General features: G+C 67.7%; 17 protein-coding genes. 1 reads left to right on the top strand and 16 read right to left on the bottom strand.

The window, feature by feature from the left end; translation table 11 throughout:
* The first annotated feature begins 8 nt into the window (after window positions 1-8).
* Window positions 9-935 (top strand): amino acid ABC transporter substrate-binding protein, encoded by a 927-nt coding sequence (locus tag SFB74_RS07130; protein ID WP_432730074.1) that lies wholly within the window; start codon window positions 9-11, stop codon window positions 933-935.
* 15 nt (window positions 936-950) lie between these two features.
* Here SFB74_RS07130 and SFB74_RS07125 read toward each other — a convergent pair whose 3' ends face one another.
* The 16 genes from SFB74_RS07125 to SFB74_RS07050 form a co-directional block, all read right to left on the bottom strand.
* On the bottom strand, window positions 951-2123 hold the full coding sequence (locus tag SFB74_RS07125) for an AAA family ATPase (protein WP_432730073.1): 1173 nt from the start codon (window positions 2121-2123) through the stop codon (window positions 951-953).
* A 19-nt stretch (window positions 2124-2142) separates the two neighbouring features.
* A complete protein-coding gene (gene hisA / locus SFB74_RS07120) occupies window positions 2143-2883 on the bottom strand; it encodes a 1-(5-phosphoribosyl)-5-[(5-phosphoribosylamino)methylideneamino]imidazole-4-carboxamide isomerase (protein ID WP_432730071.1) in 741 nt (246 codons plus the stop codon).
* A 63-nt stretch (window positions 2884-2946) separates the two neighbouring features.
* Window positions 2947-3606, bottom strand: coding sequence for an imidazole glycerol phosphate synthase subunit HisH (gene hisH, locus SFB74_RS07115; protein WP_093196355.1), 660 nt, complete (start codon window positions 3604-3606; stop codon window positions 2947-2949).
* A gap of 19 nt (window positions 3607-3625) precedes the next feature.
* A complete protein-coding gene (gene hisB / locus SFB74_RS07110; RefSeq protein ID WP_432730068.1) occupies window positions 3626-4252 on the bottom strand; it encodes an imidazoleglycerol-phosphate dehydratase HisB in 627 nt (208 codons plus the stop codon).
* Complete coding sequence (gene hisC, locus SFB74_RS07105) at window positions 4249-5349, bottom strand: histidinol-phosphate transaminase (RefSeq protein WP_432730067.1); 1101 nt, start codon at window positions 5347-5349, stop codon at window positions 4249-4251. Before hisC ends, hisB begins: the two co-directional genes overlap by 4 nt.
* Window positions 5346-5696: a hypothetical protein gene (locus SFB74_RS07100; RefSeq protein WP_432730066.1), complete on the bottom strand. Its 351-nt coding sequence runs from the start codon at window positions 5694-5696 to the stop codon at window positions 5346-5348. The genes hisC and SFB74_RS07100 overlap by 4 nt, the downstream gene beginning before the upstream one ends.
* A 5-nt stretch (window positions 5697-5701) precedes the next feature.
* Entirely contained in the window at window positions 5702-6535 is an 834-nt protein-coding gene (locus SFB74_RS07095) for a hypothetical protein (RefSeq protein ID WP_432730065.1), read from the bottom strand.
* A 35-nt stretch (window positions 6536-6570) separates the two neighbouring features.
* A complete protein-coding gene (gene hisD, locus SFB74_RS07090; protein ID WP_432730064.1) occupies window positions 6571-7893 on the bottom strand; it encodes a histidinol dehydrogenase in 1323 nt (440 codons plus the stop codon).
* 18 nt (window positions 7894-7911) lie between these two features.
* Window positions 7912-8553, bottom strand: coding sequence for an ATP phosphoribosyltransferase (hisG, locus tag SFB74_RS07085; RefSeq protein ID WP_125947516.1), 642 nt, complete (start codon window positions 8551-8553; stop codon window positions 7912-7914).
* Window positions 8550-9842, bottom strand: coding sequence for a UDP-N-acetylglucosamine 1-carboxyvinyltransferase (gene murA, locus SFB74_RS07080; RefSeq protein WP_432730063.1), 1293 nt, complete (start codon window positions 9840-9842; stop codon window positions 8550-8552). Before murA ends, hisG begins: the two co-directional genes overlap by 4 nt.
* A 42-nt stretch (window positions 9843-9884) precedes the next feature.
* Complete coding sequence (locus SFB74_RS07075; RefSeq protein ID WP_126182676.1) at window positions 9885-10127, bottom strand: BolA family protein; 243 nt, start codon at window positions 10125-10127, stop codon at window positions 9885-9887.
* A 121-nt stretch (window positions 10128-10248) separates the two neighbouring features.
* Window positions 10249-11013 carry an ABC transporter permease gene (locus tag SFB74_RS07070; protein ID WP_432730062.1) on the bottom strand — a complete coding sequence of 255 codons (765 nt, stop codon included), beginning with the start codon at window positions 11011-11013 and terminating at the stop codon, window positions 10249-10251.
* The gene (locus SFB74_RS07065; protein WP_093196372.1) at window positions 11010-11957 is read right to left on the bottom strand and encodes an ABC transporter ATP-binding protein; all 948 of its coding nucleotides are present in this window, start codon (window positions 11955-11957) and stop codon (window positions 11010-11012) included. The genes SFB74_RS07070 and SFB74_RS07065 overlap by 4 nt, the downstream gene beginning before the upstream one ends.
* A 33-nt stretch (window positions 11958-11990) precedes the next feature.
* Entirely contained in the window at window positions 11991-12266 is a 276-nt protein-coding gene (locus SFB74_RS07060) for an STAS domain-containing protein (RefSeq protein ID WP_093196373.1), read from the bottom strand.
* A gap of 16 nt (window positions 12267-12282) precedes the next feature.
* The gene (locus SFB74_RS07055; RefSeq protein WP_432730061.1) at window positions 12283-12939 is read right to left on the bottom strand and encodes an MlaC/ttg2D family ABC transporter substrate-binding protein; all 657 of its coding nucleotides are present in this window, start codon (window positions 12937-12939) and stop codon (window positions 12283-12285) included.
* 166 nt (window positions 12940-13105) lie between these two features.
* Window positions 13106-13840: an MlaA family lipoprotein gene (locus SFB74_RS07050; RefSeq protein ID WP_432730060.1), complete on the bottom strand. Its 735-nt coding sequence runs from the start codon at window positions 13838-13840 to the stop codon at window positions 13106-13108.
* Between the last annotated feature and the right edge of the window lie 9 nt (window positions 13841-13849).

The following is a 13849-nucleotide window of genomic DNA, read 5'->3' as shown; positions in this document are numbered from 1 at the left end:
GAAACGCCATGAAGCGCATCGGCACGACGCCATCCGCTTTTTCCTCCTGGTTCGCCGCGCTGCTGGCGACCGTGATTCTCACGGCGCTACCCGCGGGGCCCGCGCAGGCGCAGGAGCAGCTCACCGGCACGCTGGCCAAGGCCCGCGAGAGCGGCACCATCGCCATCGGCTACCGCGAGTCGTCGGTGCCGTTCTCGTACCTCAATGCGCGCAACGAGCCCATCGGCTATTCGATCGAGCTGTGCCGCGCGCTGGTGACGGCCATCGAGGACGCGGTGAACAAGAGCCTCACGATCAAGTGGGTGCCCGTGACCTCCGACTCGCGCATCGACGCGGTCGTGAGCGGCAAGGTCGACCTGGAGTGCGGCTCGACCACCAACAACCTCGAGCGCCAGAAGCGCGTGAGCTTCTCGCCGACCATGTTCGTCTCGGGCACCAAGGTGCTGGTGAAGAAGGGCTCGCCGATCAAGTCGTTCCGCGACCTCGCCAACCGCAAGGTGGCCGTGACGGCGGGCACGACCAACGAGAAGACGCTGCGCGACCTGTCGGAGAAGTTCAAGCTGAACATCAACCTGCAGGTGGCGCGTGACCATGCGGAGTCGTTCGGCCTCGTGAAGAGCGGCCAGGCCGACGCGTTCGCCACCGACGACGTGCTGCTGTACGGCCTGATCGCGAAGGACGCCGCCAAGGCCGACTACGAGGTGGTCGGCGACTTCCTCTCCTACGACCCCTACGGGATCATGTACCGCAAGGGCGACCCGCAGCTCAACAAGGTGGTCGTCGACACCTTCCAGGTGCTCGCCGAAGACGGCGAGATCGAGCGGCAGTACAAGCGCTGGTTCCTGCGCAAGCTGCCGTCAGGGGAGAGCATCAACCTGCCGATGAGCGCGCAGCTGGAGACGATCATCCAGACGATGTCAGTGAAGGCCGAGTAGGCCTTCGTTCGACAACTACCGCGCTGGCCACTCCCAGCGCGGTATCTCGCTCATGTCGAGATTCGCGATGCGTGTCTCGCCGAAGCGTTTCTCCAGCACCACCGCCTGCATGCCCTCGCTGTCGTCCAGCGCGGAAATGAGCCGCGCGGCGTGCGACACCACGATCACCTGCGACTGCCGCGCGGCCTGCGCGATGAGCCGGCCCAGCGCCGGCAGCAGGTCGGGGTGCAGGCTGGTTTCGGGTTCGTTGAGCACAAGGAGCGCGGGCGGACGCGGCGTGAGCAGCGCCGCGATCCACAGCAGGTAGCGCAGCGTGCCGTCGGAAAGTTCGGCGGCCGTCAGGGGCCTCAGCAGGCCGTGCTGGTGCATCAGCGTCTCGAAGCGGTCGCCGGTCGCCTGGACTTCGATGCGTGCGCCGGGAAAGGCGTCGTCCACGGCACGGTCGAGCGCCTCGCTGTCGCCGATCTCGCGGATGGTCTGCAGCGCCGCCGCAAGGTCGGCGCCGTCGTTGGCCAGCACCGGCGTGTAGGTGCCCAGCTGCGGCTGGCGCGCGGGCGCATCGGCGTCGGAGCGGAAATGGTCGTAGAAGCGCCAGGAGCGCATCTGCTCGCGCAGCGTGAGCATCTCGGGCGCGTCGCGCGGGTCGGCGTGCTCGGTCATCATGCTGGCGAAGGCGGGAATCGGCCGGCCGACGGCCTGCCAGCCCTTTCCTTCGCGCAGGCGCAGGGCAGCACCCTTGCGGTCGACCAGTTGCGTGGAAGGCCGCAGCAGCGGGCCGCTCCAGATGGCTTCGTGCTTGATCTGCGGGTCGTGCGAGAACGCGGTCGAGGGAATCGGCGGCGGCAGGCCGATGTCGATGGCGTAGCCGAAGTCCTCGGCCTCGACGCCCGCAAAGCCCAGTTTCAGCGCCACCGGTTCGCTGCGGCCCGTGCCCTGCACCGGCACGTCGCCGCGCAGCATGGCGGCCGAGAAGCGCTCGGGCCCGGCCCACAGGGTGGATGAAAGCCCGCCTTCGCGCACCAGCGAGCGGATCACGCCGCCATTGGCGATGTCGGCCAGCAGGCGCATCGCGCGGTACACGCTCGACTTGCCGCTGCCGTTGGGCCCGGTCACGACCGTGAGCCGGCCCAGCGGCACGGTCAGCTGCCGCAGCGATCGGTAGTTGGCGATGGCGAGCGCGGAGAGCACGCGCTGCGCGCCGGGAGCGTCAGGCGGCCAGTTCGTCCGCGCGGGCCTGCGCGGCGGCGAAGTCGAGGTCGCCCGAATAGATGGCGCGGCCGCAGATCACGCCCTCGACGCCGTCGGACTCGACGGCGCAGAGCTGGTCGATGTCGGCCATGTTCGAGAGGCCGCCCGAGGCGATCACCGGGATGGTCAGCGCCTGCGCCAGCTTGACGGTCGCTTCGATGTTGATGCCCGAGAGCATGCCGTCGCGGCCGATGTCGGTGTAGATGATCGACTCGACGCCGTAGTCCTCGAACTTCTTACCCAGGTCGGCCACCTCGTGGCCCGTGAGCTTGCTCCAGCCGTCGGTGGCGACCTTGCCGTCCTTGGCGTCCAGGCCCACGATGATGTGGCCGCCGAAGGCGCTGCAGGCGTCCTTCAGGAAGCCGGGGTTCTTGACCGCGGCGGTGCCGATGATCACGTAGCGCAGGCCGTCGTCGATGTAGCGCTCGATGGTGTCGAGGTCGCGGATGCCACCGCCGAGCTGCACCGGGATGTCGTCGCCAACCTCCTTCAGGATTGCCTTGATGGCCGCGTGGTTCTGCGGCTTGCCGGCGAAGGCGCCGTTCAGATCGACCAGGTGCAGCCGACGCGCGCCGGCCTCGACCCATTTGCGGGCCATGGCAGCGGGGTCTTCGCTGAAGATGGTGGACTGGTCCATGTCGCCCTGCTTGAGGCGAACGCAGTGGCCGTCTTTGAGATCAATGGCGGGAATGAGGAGCATGGAAGTGACGCGAGTGTGCGAAATCCGGGCTGTTAAAGCTTCGGCCCGGTCGGAAAAATAGGTTCAGGGATTCCAGTGGAGGAAATTGCGATATAGCTGCAGCCCGTGGTCCGCACTCTTTTCCGGGTGGAACTGGGTTGCAAAAATGTTATCGCGTGCGATGGCCGCGGTAAAGCTCGCGCCATATTCCGCCTCGCCCACACTGTGTTTGGGGTCGGCCGGGCGGGCATAGAAGCTGTGCACGAAGTAGAAGTAGCTGAGGTCGGGCACGCCCGCCCACACCGCGTGCGGCTGGGCCTGCCGCACCTGGTTCCAGCCCATCTGCGGCACCTTGAAGCGGCTGCCGTCGGGCTGCAGGCGGCCCGCCAGGTCGAACTTGACCACCTCTCCCGGGATGAGGCCCAGGCCGTCGGTCGGGCCCTCGTCGCTGCGCGACAGCATCATCTGCATGCCCACGCACACGCCGAAGAGCGGCTTGCTGGCCGCCGCCTCGAGCACCGACTCCTGCAGGCCGGAGTCGCGCAGCTCGCGCATGCAGTCGGGCATGGCGCCCTGCCCCGGCAGCACGACGCGGGTGGCCTTGCGGACCACGTCGGGATCGGAGGTGACGAACACCTCCACGCCGACCTGGTCGGCCGCGTGGCGCACGGCCTGCGACACGGAGTGCAGGTTGCCCATGCCGTAGTCGACGACCGCAACGGTATTTGCTGCTACAGATTTCATAGCTGATTGACGAACGCGTTCAGAGCGAGCCCTTGGTCGAGGGGATGACGCCGGCGGAACGCGGATCGAGCTCGAGCGCGCCGCGCATGGCGCGCGCGAAGGCCTTGAACACCGTCTCGCACTGGTGGTGCGCATTGACGCCCTTCAGGTTGTCGATGTGCAGCGTGACGAAGGCGTGGTTCACGAAGCCCTGGAAGAACTCGTAGGTGAGCTGGCTGTCGAAGGCGCCGATCATCCCGCTGGTGAAGGGCACGTGCATCACGAGGCCCGGACGGCCCGAGAAGTCGATGACGACGCGGCTCAGGGCCTCGTCCAGCGGCACGTAGGCATGGCCGTAGCGGCGGATGCCCTTCTTGTCGCCCACGGCCTTGGCCACGGCCTGGCCGAGCGTGATGCCGACGTCTTCCACCGTGTGGTGGCCGTCGATGTGCAGGTCGCCCTGGCAGTCGATCTCGAGGTCGATCAGCCCGTGGCGGGCGATCTGGTCGAGCATGTGGTCGAAGAAGCCGATACCGGTGGAAAGCTTGGCCTTTCCTGTGCCGTCGAGGTTGACGCTGACGGTGATCTTCGTCTCGGCGGTGTTGCGGGTGACCGTCGCGGTGCGATCGGCAGCGCCCGCGGCGGCCGTGGTGGTGGGGGTGGTCATAGTGAGGCTTCGAGTGCCGCGAGCATCCGCGCATTCTCGTCGGCCGTTCCGACGGTGAGGCGCAGGCAGTTTGCGAGCAGTTCGTGCATTTTAGAAACGTTCTTCACGAGCACCCCGCGCGCCTTCATGCCCTCGAAGGTCTTCGCCGCATCGGGCACGCGCAACAGGATCATGTTGGCGTCGCTCGGCCAGGTCTTCACGCCGGGCAGGCGGCCCAGGCCCATCATCAGGCGCTCGCGCTCCTCACGGATCTGCCGGGCCTGCGCCTCGAACACGTCGGCGTGCTCCAGCGCGAAGAGCGCGCACTCGCAATTCAGCACGCTCACGTTGTAGGGCGGGCGCACCTTGTCGATCTGGGCGACCAGCGCCGCCGGGCCCATGAGGTAGCCCAGGCGGATGCCGGCCAGGCCGAACTTGCTGAGCGTGCGCATCAGCAGCACGTGGCCGTGCTTCGCGAGCCGGTCGATGTAGCTGCGGGCGGCGAAGGGCTGGTAGGCCTCGTCGATCGCCACCAGGCCGCCCTGCGCACCCTGGGCCTCGACGATCCGCTCGAGCACGGCGTCGTCCCACAGGTTGGCGGTCGGGTTGTTCGGGTAGGCGAGATAGACGATGGCCGGCTTCTCGCGCGCGATGGCGGCCAGCATGGCGGCCTCGTCGAGCTCGAAGTCGGCCGCGAGCGGCACGCCGACGAACTTCAGCCCCTGCAGTTTGGCGCTCATGGCGTACATGACGAAGCCGGGCACCGGCGCCAGCACCGTGGCGCCGGGCGTGTCGCAGGCGATGGACAGCAGCGAGATCAGCTCGTCCGAGCCGTTGCCCAGCATCAGCTCGAAGCCCTCGGGCATCTGCGCGTGCGCGGCCAGCGCGCGCCGCAGGTCGGCGCCGCGCTCGCCCGGATAGCGGTTGAGCGCCAGCGCGCCGAGCCGCGCGCCGAGTTCGGCCTGCAGCGCGGGCGGCAGGCCGAAGGGGTTTTCCATGGCGTCGAGCTTGATGAAGCCGGTGGCGTCCTGCACCGCGTAGGCGTTCATGGACCGCACGTCCTCGCGGATGCGGTCGAACGGAGAGCGGGCGGATTCGGAAGGAGCAGCAGCGGTCATCGGGTGCAGCGGTAGCTGTTTCGGAGAGCGCCGGCCATGACCAGTTGCACTGGCATGTCGGCTTCGTAACTGTCGGCGTTGCGGCTCAGCTCGGTCTGGTAGAGCGAGCGCGCCATGGAAGGCTCGAGGCGGCGGCCTTCGACGCAGAAGATGGGCTTCTGCCCGTTGCGCTGGGAGGCCTCCACGCCTTCGCGCAGGCCCTCGAGCACGCCGACGAGGTAGTAGCTGGCGTAGGCCTTGCCATCCTTCTCGCCGGCTTCGAGCGTGCGCAGTTCGCGGATGCTCATGGCCTGCGCGCCGGTAGCGGCCGCCGCCAGCGCGAGCAGCAGGAAGGCGGCACGCTTCATGGACATCACTTGCGGTAGCGCGGCGGCGGCGCGTAGGCGCCGTCGGCGGGGAAGGCACTGGGCTGCTGCGGCACGGCGTCGCGGCGCTGGCGGCGGGGCGCGTCGCGCTCCTCCAGCTCGAACAGGGCGGCGCCGATCACGCCGACGTTGCGCACGTCGCCGGCCTCGTTGTTCGCGGCATAGGCACGGCCCGGCGCCGAGAAACGGAAGGCCGCCACCTCGTTCTGGCTCTTGCGGAAGCCTTCGATGGTCAGCGACTCCAGCGGCCGCAGCACGTAGCCGCCGTTGCGCAGGCTGCCGGGCTTGCCGTTGAGCACGTCGAGGCCGTCGACCGTGGCGATCACCTCGTAGCTGCGCTCGCTCAGGTTGCGAAAGCGCAGCGTGTAGCGCGAGCCTTCGACGCCGGCTAGGCGGAACATGTCGTCGCCGCCGCTGCCCCGGCGGGCGCGCTGCAGCGGCAGCGGGCGGCCGTCCTCGTCGAGCACCGACCATTCGACATCGCCATCGGCCAGCAGCAGGTTCAGGCGCCGCTCGGGGTTGGAACCCACGGCACGGCGCACGGCGGAGGCTTCGTTGTAGCCCACCGAGGCCAGGTCATCCGGCCGGTCGGACAGCCGCTTGGTGACGACCGCGCGGGTCTTCGATTCGATGCCCTCGCCCCACTGGGTGCCGAGTTGCGGCGCGGGCGCGGCAGGCGCGGCGGCGCTGGGCGTTGCGGTGGCGGCGACAGATGCGCGCGGCGCCTGCGGCATCTGGCTGCAGGCGGCCAGCAGTGCGGCGCCCGCGACGGCCGTCGCGGCAAACCTGAACAGACGCGAACCAAAGAGACGATCGATCATCTTGCTTGCTCCCCCCAAGGACGGGTTGTTGGAGCTCAGATCTTACGCAGCCGCATCCGGGCGGCCTCGGCGTGCGCCTGCAGGCCCTCGCCCTCGGCCAGCGTCACTGCCACCGGGCCCAGCACCTGCGCGCCAGCCTCGCTGACCTCGATCAGGCTGGAGCGCTTCTGGAAGTCGTACACGCCCAGCGGGCTGGAGAAACGCGCCGTGCCGCTGGTGGGCAGCACGTGGTTCGGCCCGGCGCAGTAGTCGCCCAGGCTTTCGCTGGTGAAGGCGCCGAGGAAGATCGCGCCGGCGTGGCGCAGCAGCGGCTCCCAGCGGCCCGGCTCGCTGCTGCTAACTTCCAGATGCTCGGGAGCGATGCGGTTGCTGATCTCGCAGGCCTCTTCCATGCTCTTCGTGTGGATCAGCGCACCGCGGCCGTTGAGCGAGGCGGCGATGATTTCCGCGCGCGGCATGGAGGGCAGCAGGCGGTCGATCTCGGCCTGCACGCGGTCGATGTAGGCCGCATCGGGACACAGCAGGATGCTCTGGGCCAGTTCATCGTGCTCGGCCTGGCTGAACAGGTCCATGGCCACCCATTCGGGCGGCGTGGTGCCGTCGGCCAGCACGAGAATTTCGCTCGGGCCCGCGATCATGTCGATGCCCACGGTGCCGAACACGCGGCGCTTGGCGGCCGCCACATAGGCGTTGCCAGGGCCGGTGATCTTGTCGACGGCGGGAACGGTGGCGGTGCCATAGGCCAGCGCGGCCACGGCCTGGGCGCCGCCGATCGTGAAGCCGCGCGTCACGCCGGCCACGTAGGCGGCGGCGAGCACGAGCTGGTTCTTCTCTCCCTTCGGGGTCGGCACCACCATGATGATTTCGCCAACGCCTGCGACGTGCGCGGGAATGGCGTTCATCAGCACACTCGACGGATAGGCAGCCTTGCCGCCCGGCACGTAGATGCCGACGCGGTCGAGCGGCGTGACTTTCTGGCCCAGCAGCGTGCCGTCGGCGTCGCGGTAGCTCCAGCTTTCGCCGCTGGCCTTCTTCTGGGCCTCGTGGTAGCTGCGCACGCGGCGCGCGGCGGCCTCGAGCGCGTCGCGCTGCGCGGCCGGCAACGCCTCGAAGGCCGCCTTGAGCTCGGCTTGGGTCAGCTCCAGCTCCGGCAGCGTCTTCGCGCCCAGCTTGTCGAAACGATTGGTGTACTCGAGCACCGCCTCGTCGCCACGCCTCTGCACGTCGGCGAGGATGTCCGCCACCACCTTCTCGATGGCCGCATCGTCGTCCGCGGACCAATGCAGCCGCGCCTTGAATTCAGCGTCGAAGCTGGCTGAAGTCGTGGACAGACGGGCGGGGGCTGCTTTCGAGGTCATTTGAGTGGGTGAAAGGGTTCAGGCGGAAGGAATGGCTGACGCGAAGGCGTCGACGATGCGGCGGATCGGCTCGCGCTTGAGCTTGAGCGCGGCCTGGTTCACCACGAGGCGCGCGCTGATGTCCATGATGCGTTCGACCTCGACGAGGTGGTTGGCCTTGAGCGTGTTGCCGGTGGAAACCAGGTCGACGATGGCGTCGGCCAGGCCCGTGAGCGGCGCCAGCTCCATGCTGCCGTAGAGCTTGATCAGGTCGACGTGCACGCCCTTGCTGGCGAAGAAGTCGCGCGCAAGGCCCACGTACTTGGTGGCCACGCGCAGGCGCGAGCCCTGCTTCACGGCCGATGCGTAGTCGTAGTCGGCGCGCACGGCCACGCTCAGGCGGCAAGCCGCGATGCGCAAATCGAGCGGCTGGTACAGGCCCTGGTTGCCGTGCTCGAGCAGCACGTCGAGGCCGGTCACGCCGAGGTCTGCGCCACCGTACTGCACGTAGGTCGGCACGTCGGAGGCGCGCACCAGCACCACGCGCACGTCGGGGCGGGTGGTTTCGAGAATCAGCTTGCGCGACTTCTCGGGGTCTTCGGTGACCTCGATGCCGGCGGCGGCCAGCAGGGGCATCGTCTCTTCGAAGATGCGGCCTTTGGAAAGAGCCAAGGTGATCATGCGGCAGCCGCTCCGGTCAGTCGTTCAATGTCGGCGCCCAGGCCACGCAGCTTGGACTCCATGCGGTCGTAGCCACGATCGAGGTGGTAGATGCGGTCGACCAGCGTCTCGCCCTCTGCCACGAGGCCGGCGATGACGAGGCTGGCCGAAGCGCGCAGGTCGGTGGCCATCACGGTGGCGCCCGAGAGCTGCTGCACGCCCTCGACCATTGCGACCTTGCCCTCGACGTGGATGCTGGCGCCCAGGCGGACCATCTCGTTCACGTGCATGAAGCGGTTTTCGAAGATCGTCTCGGTGACCATCGAAGCGCCTCGCGCGATCACGTTCAGCGCCATGAACTGGGCCTGCATGTCGGTCGGGAAGCCCGGGTACTCGGTGGTGCTGAAGCTCTGCGCCTTCAGGTGCTCGTAGGCTGGACCCCTGGAGCTGATGCGCACGCCGTCCTTCTCGGGCGTGACCTTGCAGCCCGCGTCGCGCAGCTTGTCGATCACGGCGTCGAGGTGGTCGCCGCGCGCATGGCGCAGGAAAGCCTCGCCGCCCGTGGCCGCCACGGCGCACATGAAGGTGCCGGCCTCGATGCGGTCGGCCACCACGGCGTGTTCGCAACCGTGCAGTTTCTCGACGCCCTGGATGCGGATGTGACTGGTGCCATGGCCTTCGATCTTCGCGCCCATGCGGATCAGCATTTCGGCCAGATCGACGATCTCGGGCTCCTGCGCGGCGTTCTCGAGCAGCGTCTCGCCCTCGGCCAGCGCGGCGGCCATGAGGAAGTTCTCGGTGCCGGTGACGGTGACCATGTCGGTCAGGATGCGCGCGCCCTTCAGGCGGGTGCGCCCGGCCGGCAGCCGCGCGACCATGTAGCCGTGCTCGACCACGATCTCGGCACCCATGGCCTGCAGGCCCTTGATGTGCTGGTCGACCGGCCGTGAGCCGATGGCGCAGCCGCCGGGCAGCGACACCTTGGCATGGCCGAAGCGCGCCAGCAGCGGGCCCAGGGCCAGCACGGAAGCCCGCATGGTCTTGACCAGCTCGTAGGGTGCCTCGGGCTTGGTGAGTTCGGCCGCATTCAGCTGAACGGTGCCGTTGTCGTCGCGCTCGGCCGAAACGCCCATGTTGCGCACCAGCTTGAGCATGGTCGACACGTCCTGCAGGCGCGGCACGTTGTGCAGCACGACGGGCTGGTCGGTCAGCAGGGCCGCGCACAGTTCGGGCAGCGCTGCGTTCTTGGCGCCGGAAATGAGTACTTCGCCGCGGAGCTCTCGCCCGCCGCGAATCAGAAGTTTGTCCATCGAAGTTCCAGCGAAATCAGGAGGCCACGAGGGGCCGGGGAGTTATTTTTCCACCGCCGCCCATTCGGCCGGCGTGTATGTCTTCATCGAAAGCGCATGCACCTCGTCGGTGTGCATTTTCGCACCCAGGGTCGCGTAGACCCGCTGGTGGCGCTGGATCGAGCGCTTGCCCTCGAATTCGGCCGAGACGATGGTCGCGTACCAATGTCGGCCATCGCCCTCCAGCGAGATGTGCTCGCACGGCAGGTGGGACTGGATCAGGGCTTGGAGTTCGGCAGCGGTCATTTGAGGCAGGTATTCATTGGGGAACACCGCGGAACCGGCTTTGCCGGGCCGCTGGTGTTGCCCCCGGAAGGGGGTTGGCGAAGCGACACGAAGTGCGCGAAGCCTGGGGGAGAGCCATTGTCTAGCCCCGGATTTTGTAGCCTGTGCGCAGGAGGTGGACGGCGATGGCGCTCACCACCAGCCACGCGGTGCCGACGATGCCCAGGCTGAGCCAGGGCGAGGCGTCGCTCACGCCGAAGAAGCCGTAGCGGAAGCCGTCGATCATGTAGAAGAACGGATTCAGGTGGCTGACCTTCTGCCAGAACGGCGGCAGCGAGCCGATCGAATAGAACACGCCCGACAGGAAGGTCATGGGCATGATCAGGAAGTTCTGGAACACCGCCATCTGGTCGAACTTCTCGGCCCAGAGACCGGCGATGAGGCCCAGCGTGCCCAGCATGGCCGAGCCGAGCAGCGCGAACACCAGGATCCACACCGGCGCCTCGAAGCCCGGCACGGCGAAGAAGATGGTGACCGCGAACACGCCCACGCCCACGGCCAGCCCGCGGATGATCGAGGAGCCCACGTAGGCGAAGAACCAGCCCCAGTGCGACAGCGGCGTGAGCAGCACGAAGACCAGGTTGCCCATGATCTTGCTCTGGATGATCGACGACGAGCTGTTGGCGAAGGCGTTCTGCAGCACGCTCATCATCACGAGGCCCGGCACCAGGAAAGCGGTGTAGCCGACCGTACCGTAGACCTTCACGTGGTCTTCGAGCACATGGCCGAACACCATCAGGTAGAGCAGCGCGGTGAGCACCGGGGCGCCCACGGTCTGGAAGCCGACCTTCCAGAAGCGCAGCGTTTCCTTGTAGAGCAGCGCGCGCCAACCCGTGACGGCCATCATCGCGCCACCTCCAGCGGGGTCTGTTCGCCGGCCATCAGGTCGATGAACACGTCTTCGAGGTCGGCCTTGCGCATTTCCACGTCTTCCACCGCGACGCCGGCTTCGCGGATCGCGGCCAGCAGTTGTTCGACTTCATGCGCGTTCTGCGCCGGCAGCTGCACGATGCGCCCGGTGATGCGCGCATGCTGGGCGATGGCCCAGGGCAGCATGGCGTCGGTCTTGAAGCGCAGCACGTTGCTCGCGGCCGACTTCAGCAGCTCGCTGGTGCGGTCGAGCGCGATCACCTTGCCGAGCTTGAGCATCGCGATACGGCTGCACAGCGCCTCAGCCTCTTCGAGGTAATGGGTGGTGAGCAGCACGGTGCTGCCCTGCTTGTTGAGCCTTGCGACGAACTGCCACAGCGTCTGGCGCAGCTCCACGTCGACACCGGCCGTGGGCTCGTCGAGCACGATCACCGGCGGCTTGTGCACCAGCGCCTGCGCCACCAGCACGCGGCGCTTCATGCCGCCGGAGAGCTGGCGCATGTTGGCCGTGGCCTTGTCGGCGAGGCCCAGGCTCTGCAGCAGCTCGTCGATCCAGGCTTCGTTGTTGGTGATTCCGAAGTAGCCCGACTGGATGCGCAGCGACTCGCGCACGTTGAAGAAGGGGTCGAACACCAGCTCCTGCGGCACGATGCCGAGCTGGCGGCGCGCCTGCGCGTAGTCGCGCTGCACGTCGAATCCATGGACGCTGATGGCGCCCGCCGTGGGCCGCGAAAGGCCGGCGAGCATGCTGATCAGGGTGGTCTTTCCCGCGCCGTTCGGGCCGAGCAGGCCGAAGAACTCGCCCTCTTCGATCTGGAAGCTGACCTCGTCGACCGCCTTGAGCCCCGGCTTGCCCTGGGCTTTCTGCTGTCTGGAGGGGGGATAGGTCTTGGAGACCGACTGGAATGAGATCGCGGGCATGGGAGCCCGCGATTTTAAGGTGCCGTTACTTTTTCAGGGCGCGGCCGGCAAAAGGCCCGCAATGCCGTACAGCGCGGCCAACTCGCGCAGCCGGGGCGACAGGCCCTTGACGGAGAACCCCCGGCCCAGCGCGCTCGATTCGCGCCGGCATTCCAGCAGCACGGCCAGTGCCGAGGAATCGAACTGGGTCAGCGCCGTCGCGTCGACCACGGTGGACGACGAATCGGCCTGGCCCTTCAGCCCCTGCTGCAGCATGCGCATGCAGGCGGGAGCCTCGTCATGGGTGAGTCGGGCGGGCAGGACCAGCATCGCGCGCAGCTCCCGCTCAGCTCTTGCCGTTGCCCTTGTTGCGCGCGGCCAGCGCGGCGATCAGTCCGTCGATGCCGCTCTTGTTGATTTCCTGCGCGAACTGAGTGCGGTAGGTATCGACCAGCCAGACGCCCAGCACGTTGAGGTTGTAGACCTTCCAGCCGGCGCCCTGGCCGGGGGTCTTCTCGAGGCGGTAGTCGAGCTGGACCGGGTCGCCGCGGCCCTTGACCTCGGTGCGCACCAGCACGTCCTTGTCGTCGGGCGAACCGCGGAACGGACGCACGGTGACGGTCTGGTCAGTCACCTGGTCGAGCGCGCCGGCGTAGGTGCGAACGAGCAGGGCCTTGAACTCGTCCTGCAGGCGCTTCTGCTGCTCGGGGGTGGCGGTACGCCAGGCCGGGCCGACGGCCGAGGCGGTCATGCGCTGGAAGTTGACGTTCGGCATGATCTTGCTGTCGACCAGCACCATGATCTTGTTGACGTCGCCCGACTTGATGGACGAGTCGGCCTTGATCGTCTCGAGCACGTCGGTCGACAGGCGCTTGACGAGCGCGTCGGGCGCTTCGTCCGCTGCGCGGGCAGGCTGGACGAATGCGACGGCGGCACCGAACAGCAGTGCACCGGCCAGCACCAGGCGGCCGAGATCGCGACGTTGCAAGGTCTTGTTGTTCATGGAGAGTCCCTCATTCAAGTTTGAAAATCCGCAGGCATCCGGAACCACCGGCTGCTGAGACAGGAACGGATTCGAGCCCCATGGGGCCGACCGGGTTCCTGTCTGGCGGGTGAAGCCTTGCAACCGGATGCAAGCACTCCTCTTCCCGGCGGTACTTTTTCTCTGGTTATTTGTCGGCGCCCTTGTCGGTACCGCCGCCGTCGTCCGGCGGATTGCCGTCGTAGACCTGGCTGCGGCGGCGCTGCAGGAACGCGTCGCGCGTGAACGAATACTTGTCGAGCGCCGCGTCGCCCAGCAGGCGGCTCGCGCGCAGGTACTGCGAGCGCGTGTCGACGACTCGCAGAACCGTCAGCGAATTGCGCCAGGGGATGTCTTCCACATGGCCCAGCGGGTCGCCCCACACGTCGAGCGGCTTGGCCGCGGTGTCGCGCAGCGTGGAGGAGCCCAGCAGCGGCAGCACCACGTACGGGCCGGCGCCCACGCCCCAGTAGCCCAGGGTCTGGCCGAAGTCTTCCTCGTGGCGGGGAATGCCCGCCTCGGTCGCCACGTCCAGCACGCCACCCAGGCCGAAGATGGTGTTGACGTTCAGCCGCATGAAGGTCTCGGCACTGTTCTGCAGCTTGAGCTGGGCCACGTTGTTGGCCAGGTTCCAGACGTCGCCGATGTTGCCGAAGAAATTGTTCACGCCCGTGCGCACCATCGAGGGCAGCACGTTCTGGTAGGCCGTGGCCGCTGGCACCAGCACGGCGTCGTCGACGGCGTCGTTGAAGCGCGAGACGCCGCGGTTGAACGGCTCGAAGGGGTCGGCGGGATTGGCGTTGGGGCCGGTCGCGCAACCGGCGACCAGCGCGAGCACGGCGCTGGCACCAATCCAGCGGGCCCGATTTGCTACGTTATTCATAGCAAAAGA

Origin of the sequence: Variovorax xiamenensis (assembly GCF_050916385.1) — a bacterium.
Taxonomy (GTDB): Bacteria; Pseudomonadota; Gammaproteobacteria; order Burkholderiales; family Burkholderiaceae_C; genus Variovorax.
Note: the sequence above shows the minus strand (reverse complement) of the source record. Positions and strands in the feature narration are given on the sequence as shown.

Bases quoted from the DNA above. Each gene is read 5' to 3' on its own strand.
- hisB (WP_432730068.1), bottom strand. From the start codon at position 4,252: ATGACCACCCCCACCACCACGGCCGCCGCGGGCGCTGCCGATCGCACC.
- hisD (WP_432730064.1), bottom strand. From the start codon at position 7,893: ATGACCTCGAAAGCAGCCCCCGCCCGTCTGTCCACGACTTCAGCCAGC.
- hisC (WP_432730067.1), bottom strand. From the start codon at position 5,349: ATGACCGCTGCTGCTCCTTCCGAATCCGCCCGCTCTCCGTTCGACCGC.
- SFB74_RS07055 (WP_432730061.1), bottom strand. From the start codon at position 12,939: ATGAACAACAAGACCTTGCAACGTCGCGATCTCGGCCGCCTGGTGCTG.
- SFB74_RS07075 (WP_126182676.1), bottom strand. From the start codon at position 10,127: ATGACCGCTGCCGAACTCCAAGCCCTGATCCAGTCCCACCTGCCGTGC.
- murA (WP_432730063.1), bottom strand. From the start codon at position 9,842: ATGGACAAACTTCTGATTCGCGGCGGGCGAGAGCTCCGCGGCGAAGTA.
- SFB74_RS07130 (WP_432730074.1), top strand. From the start codon at position 9: ATGAAGCGCATCGGCACGACGCCATCCGCTTTTTCCTCCTGGTTCGCC.
- SFB74_RS07070 (WP_432730062.1), bottom strand. From the start codon at position 11,013: ATGATGGCCGTCACGGGTTGGCGCGCGCTGCTCTACAAGGAAACGCTG.
- SFB74_RS07100 (WP_432730066.1), bottom strand. From the start codon at position 5,696: ATGAAGCGTGCCGCCTTCCTGCTGCTCGCGCTGGCGGCGGCCGCTACC.
- SFB74_RS07065 (WP_093196372.1), bottom strand. From the start codon at position 11,957: ATGCCCGCGATCTCATTCCAGTCGGTCTCCAAGACCTATCCCCCCTCC.
- hisA (WP_432730071.1), bottom strand. From the start codon at position 2,883: ATGCTCCTCATTCCCGCCATTGATCTCAAAGACGGCCACTGCGTTCGC.
- hisG (WP_125947516.1), bottom strand. From the start codon at position 8,553: ATGATCACCTTGGCTCTTTCCAAAGGCCGCATCTTCGAAGAGACGATG.
- SFB74_RS07095 (WP_432730065.1), bottom strand. From the start codon at position 6,535: ATGATCGATCGTCTCTTTGGTTCGCGTCTGTTCAGGTTTGCCGCGACG.
- SFB74_RS07050 (WP_432730060.1), bottom strand. From the start codon at position 13,840: ATGAATAACGTAGCAAATCGGGCCCGCTGGATTGGTGCCAGCGCCGTG.
- hisH (WP_093196355.1), bottom strand. From the start codon at position 3,606: ATGAAATCTGTAGCAGCAAATACCGTTGCGGTCGTCGACTACGGCATG.
- SFB74_RS07060 (WP_093196373.1), bottom strand. From the start codon at position 12,266: ATGCTGGTCCTGCCCGCCCGACTCACCCATGACGAGGCTCCCGCCTGC.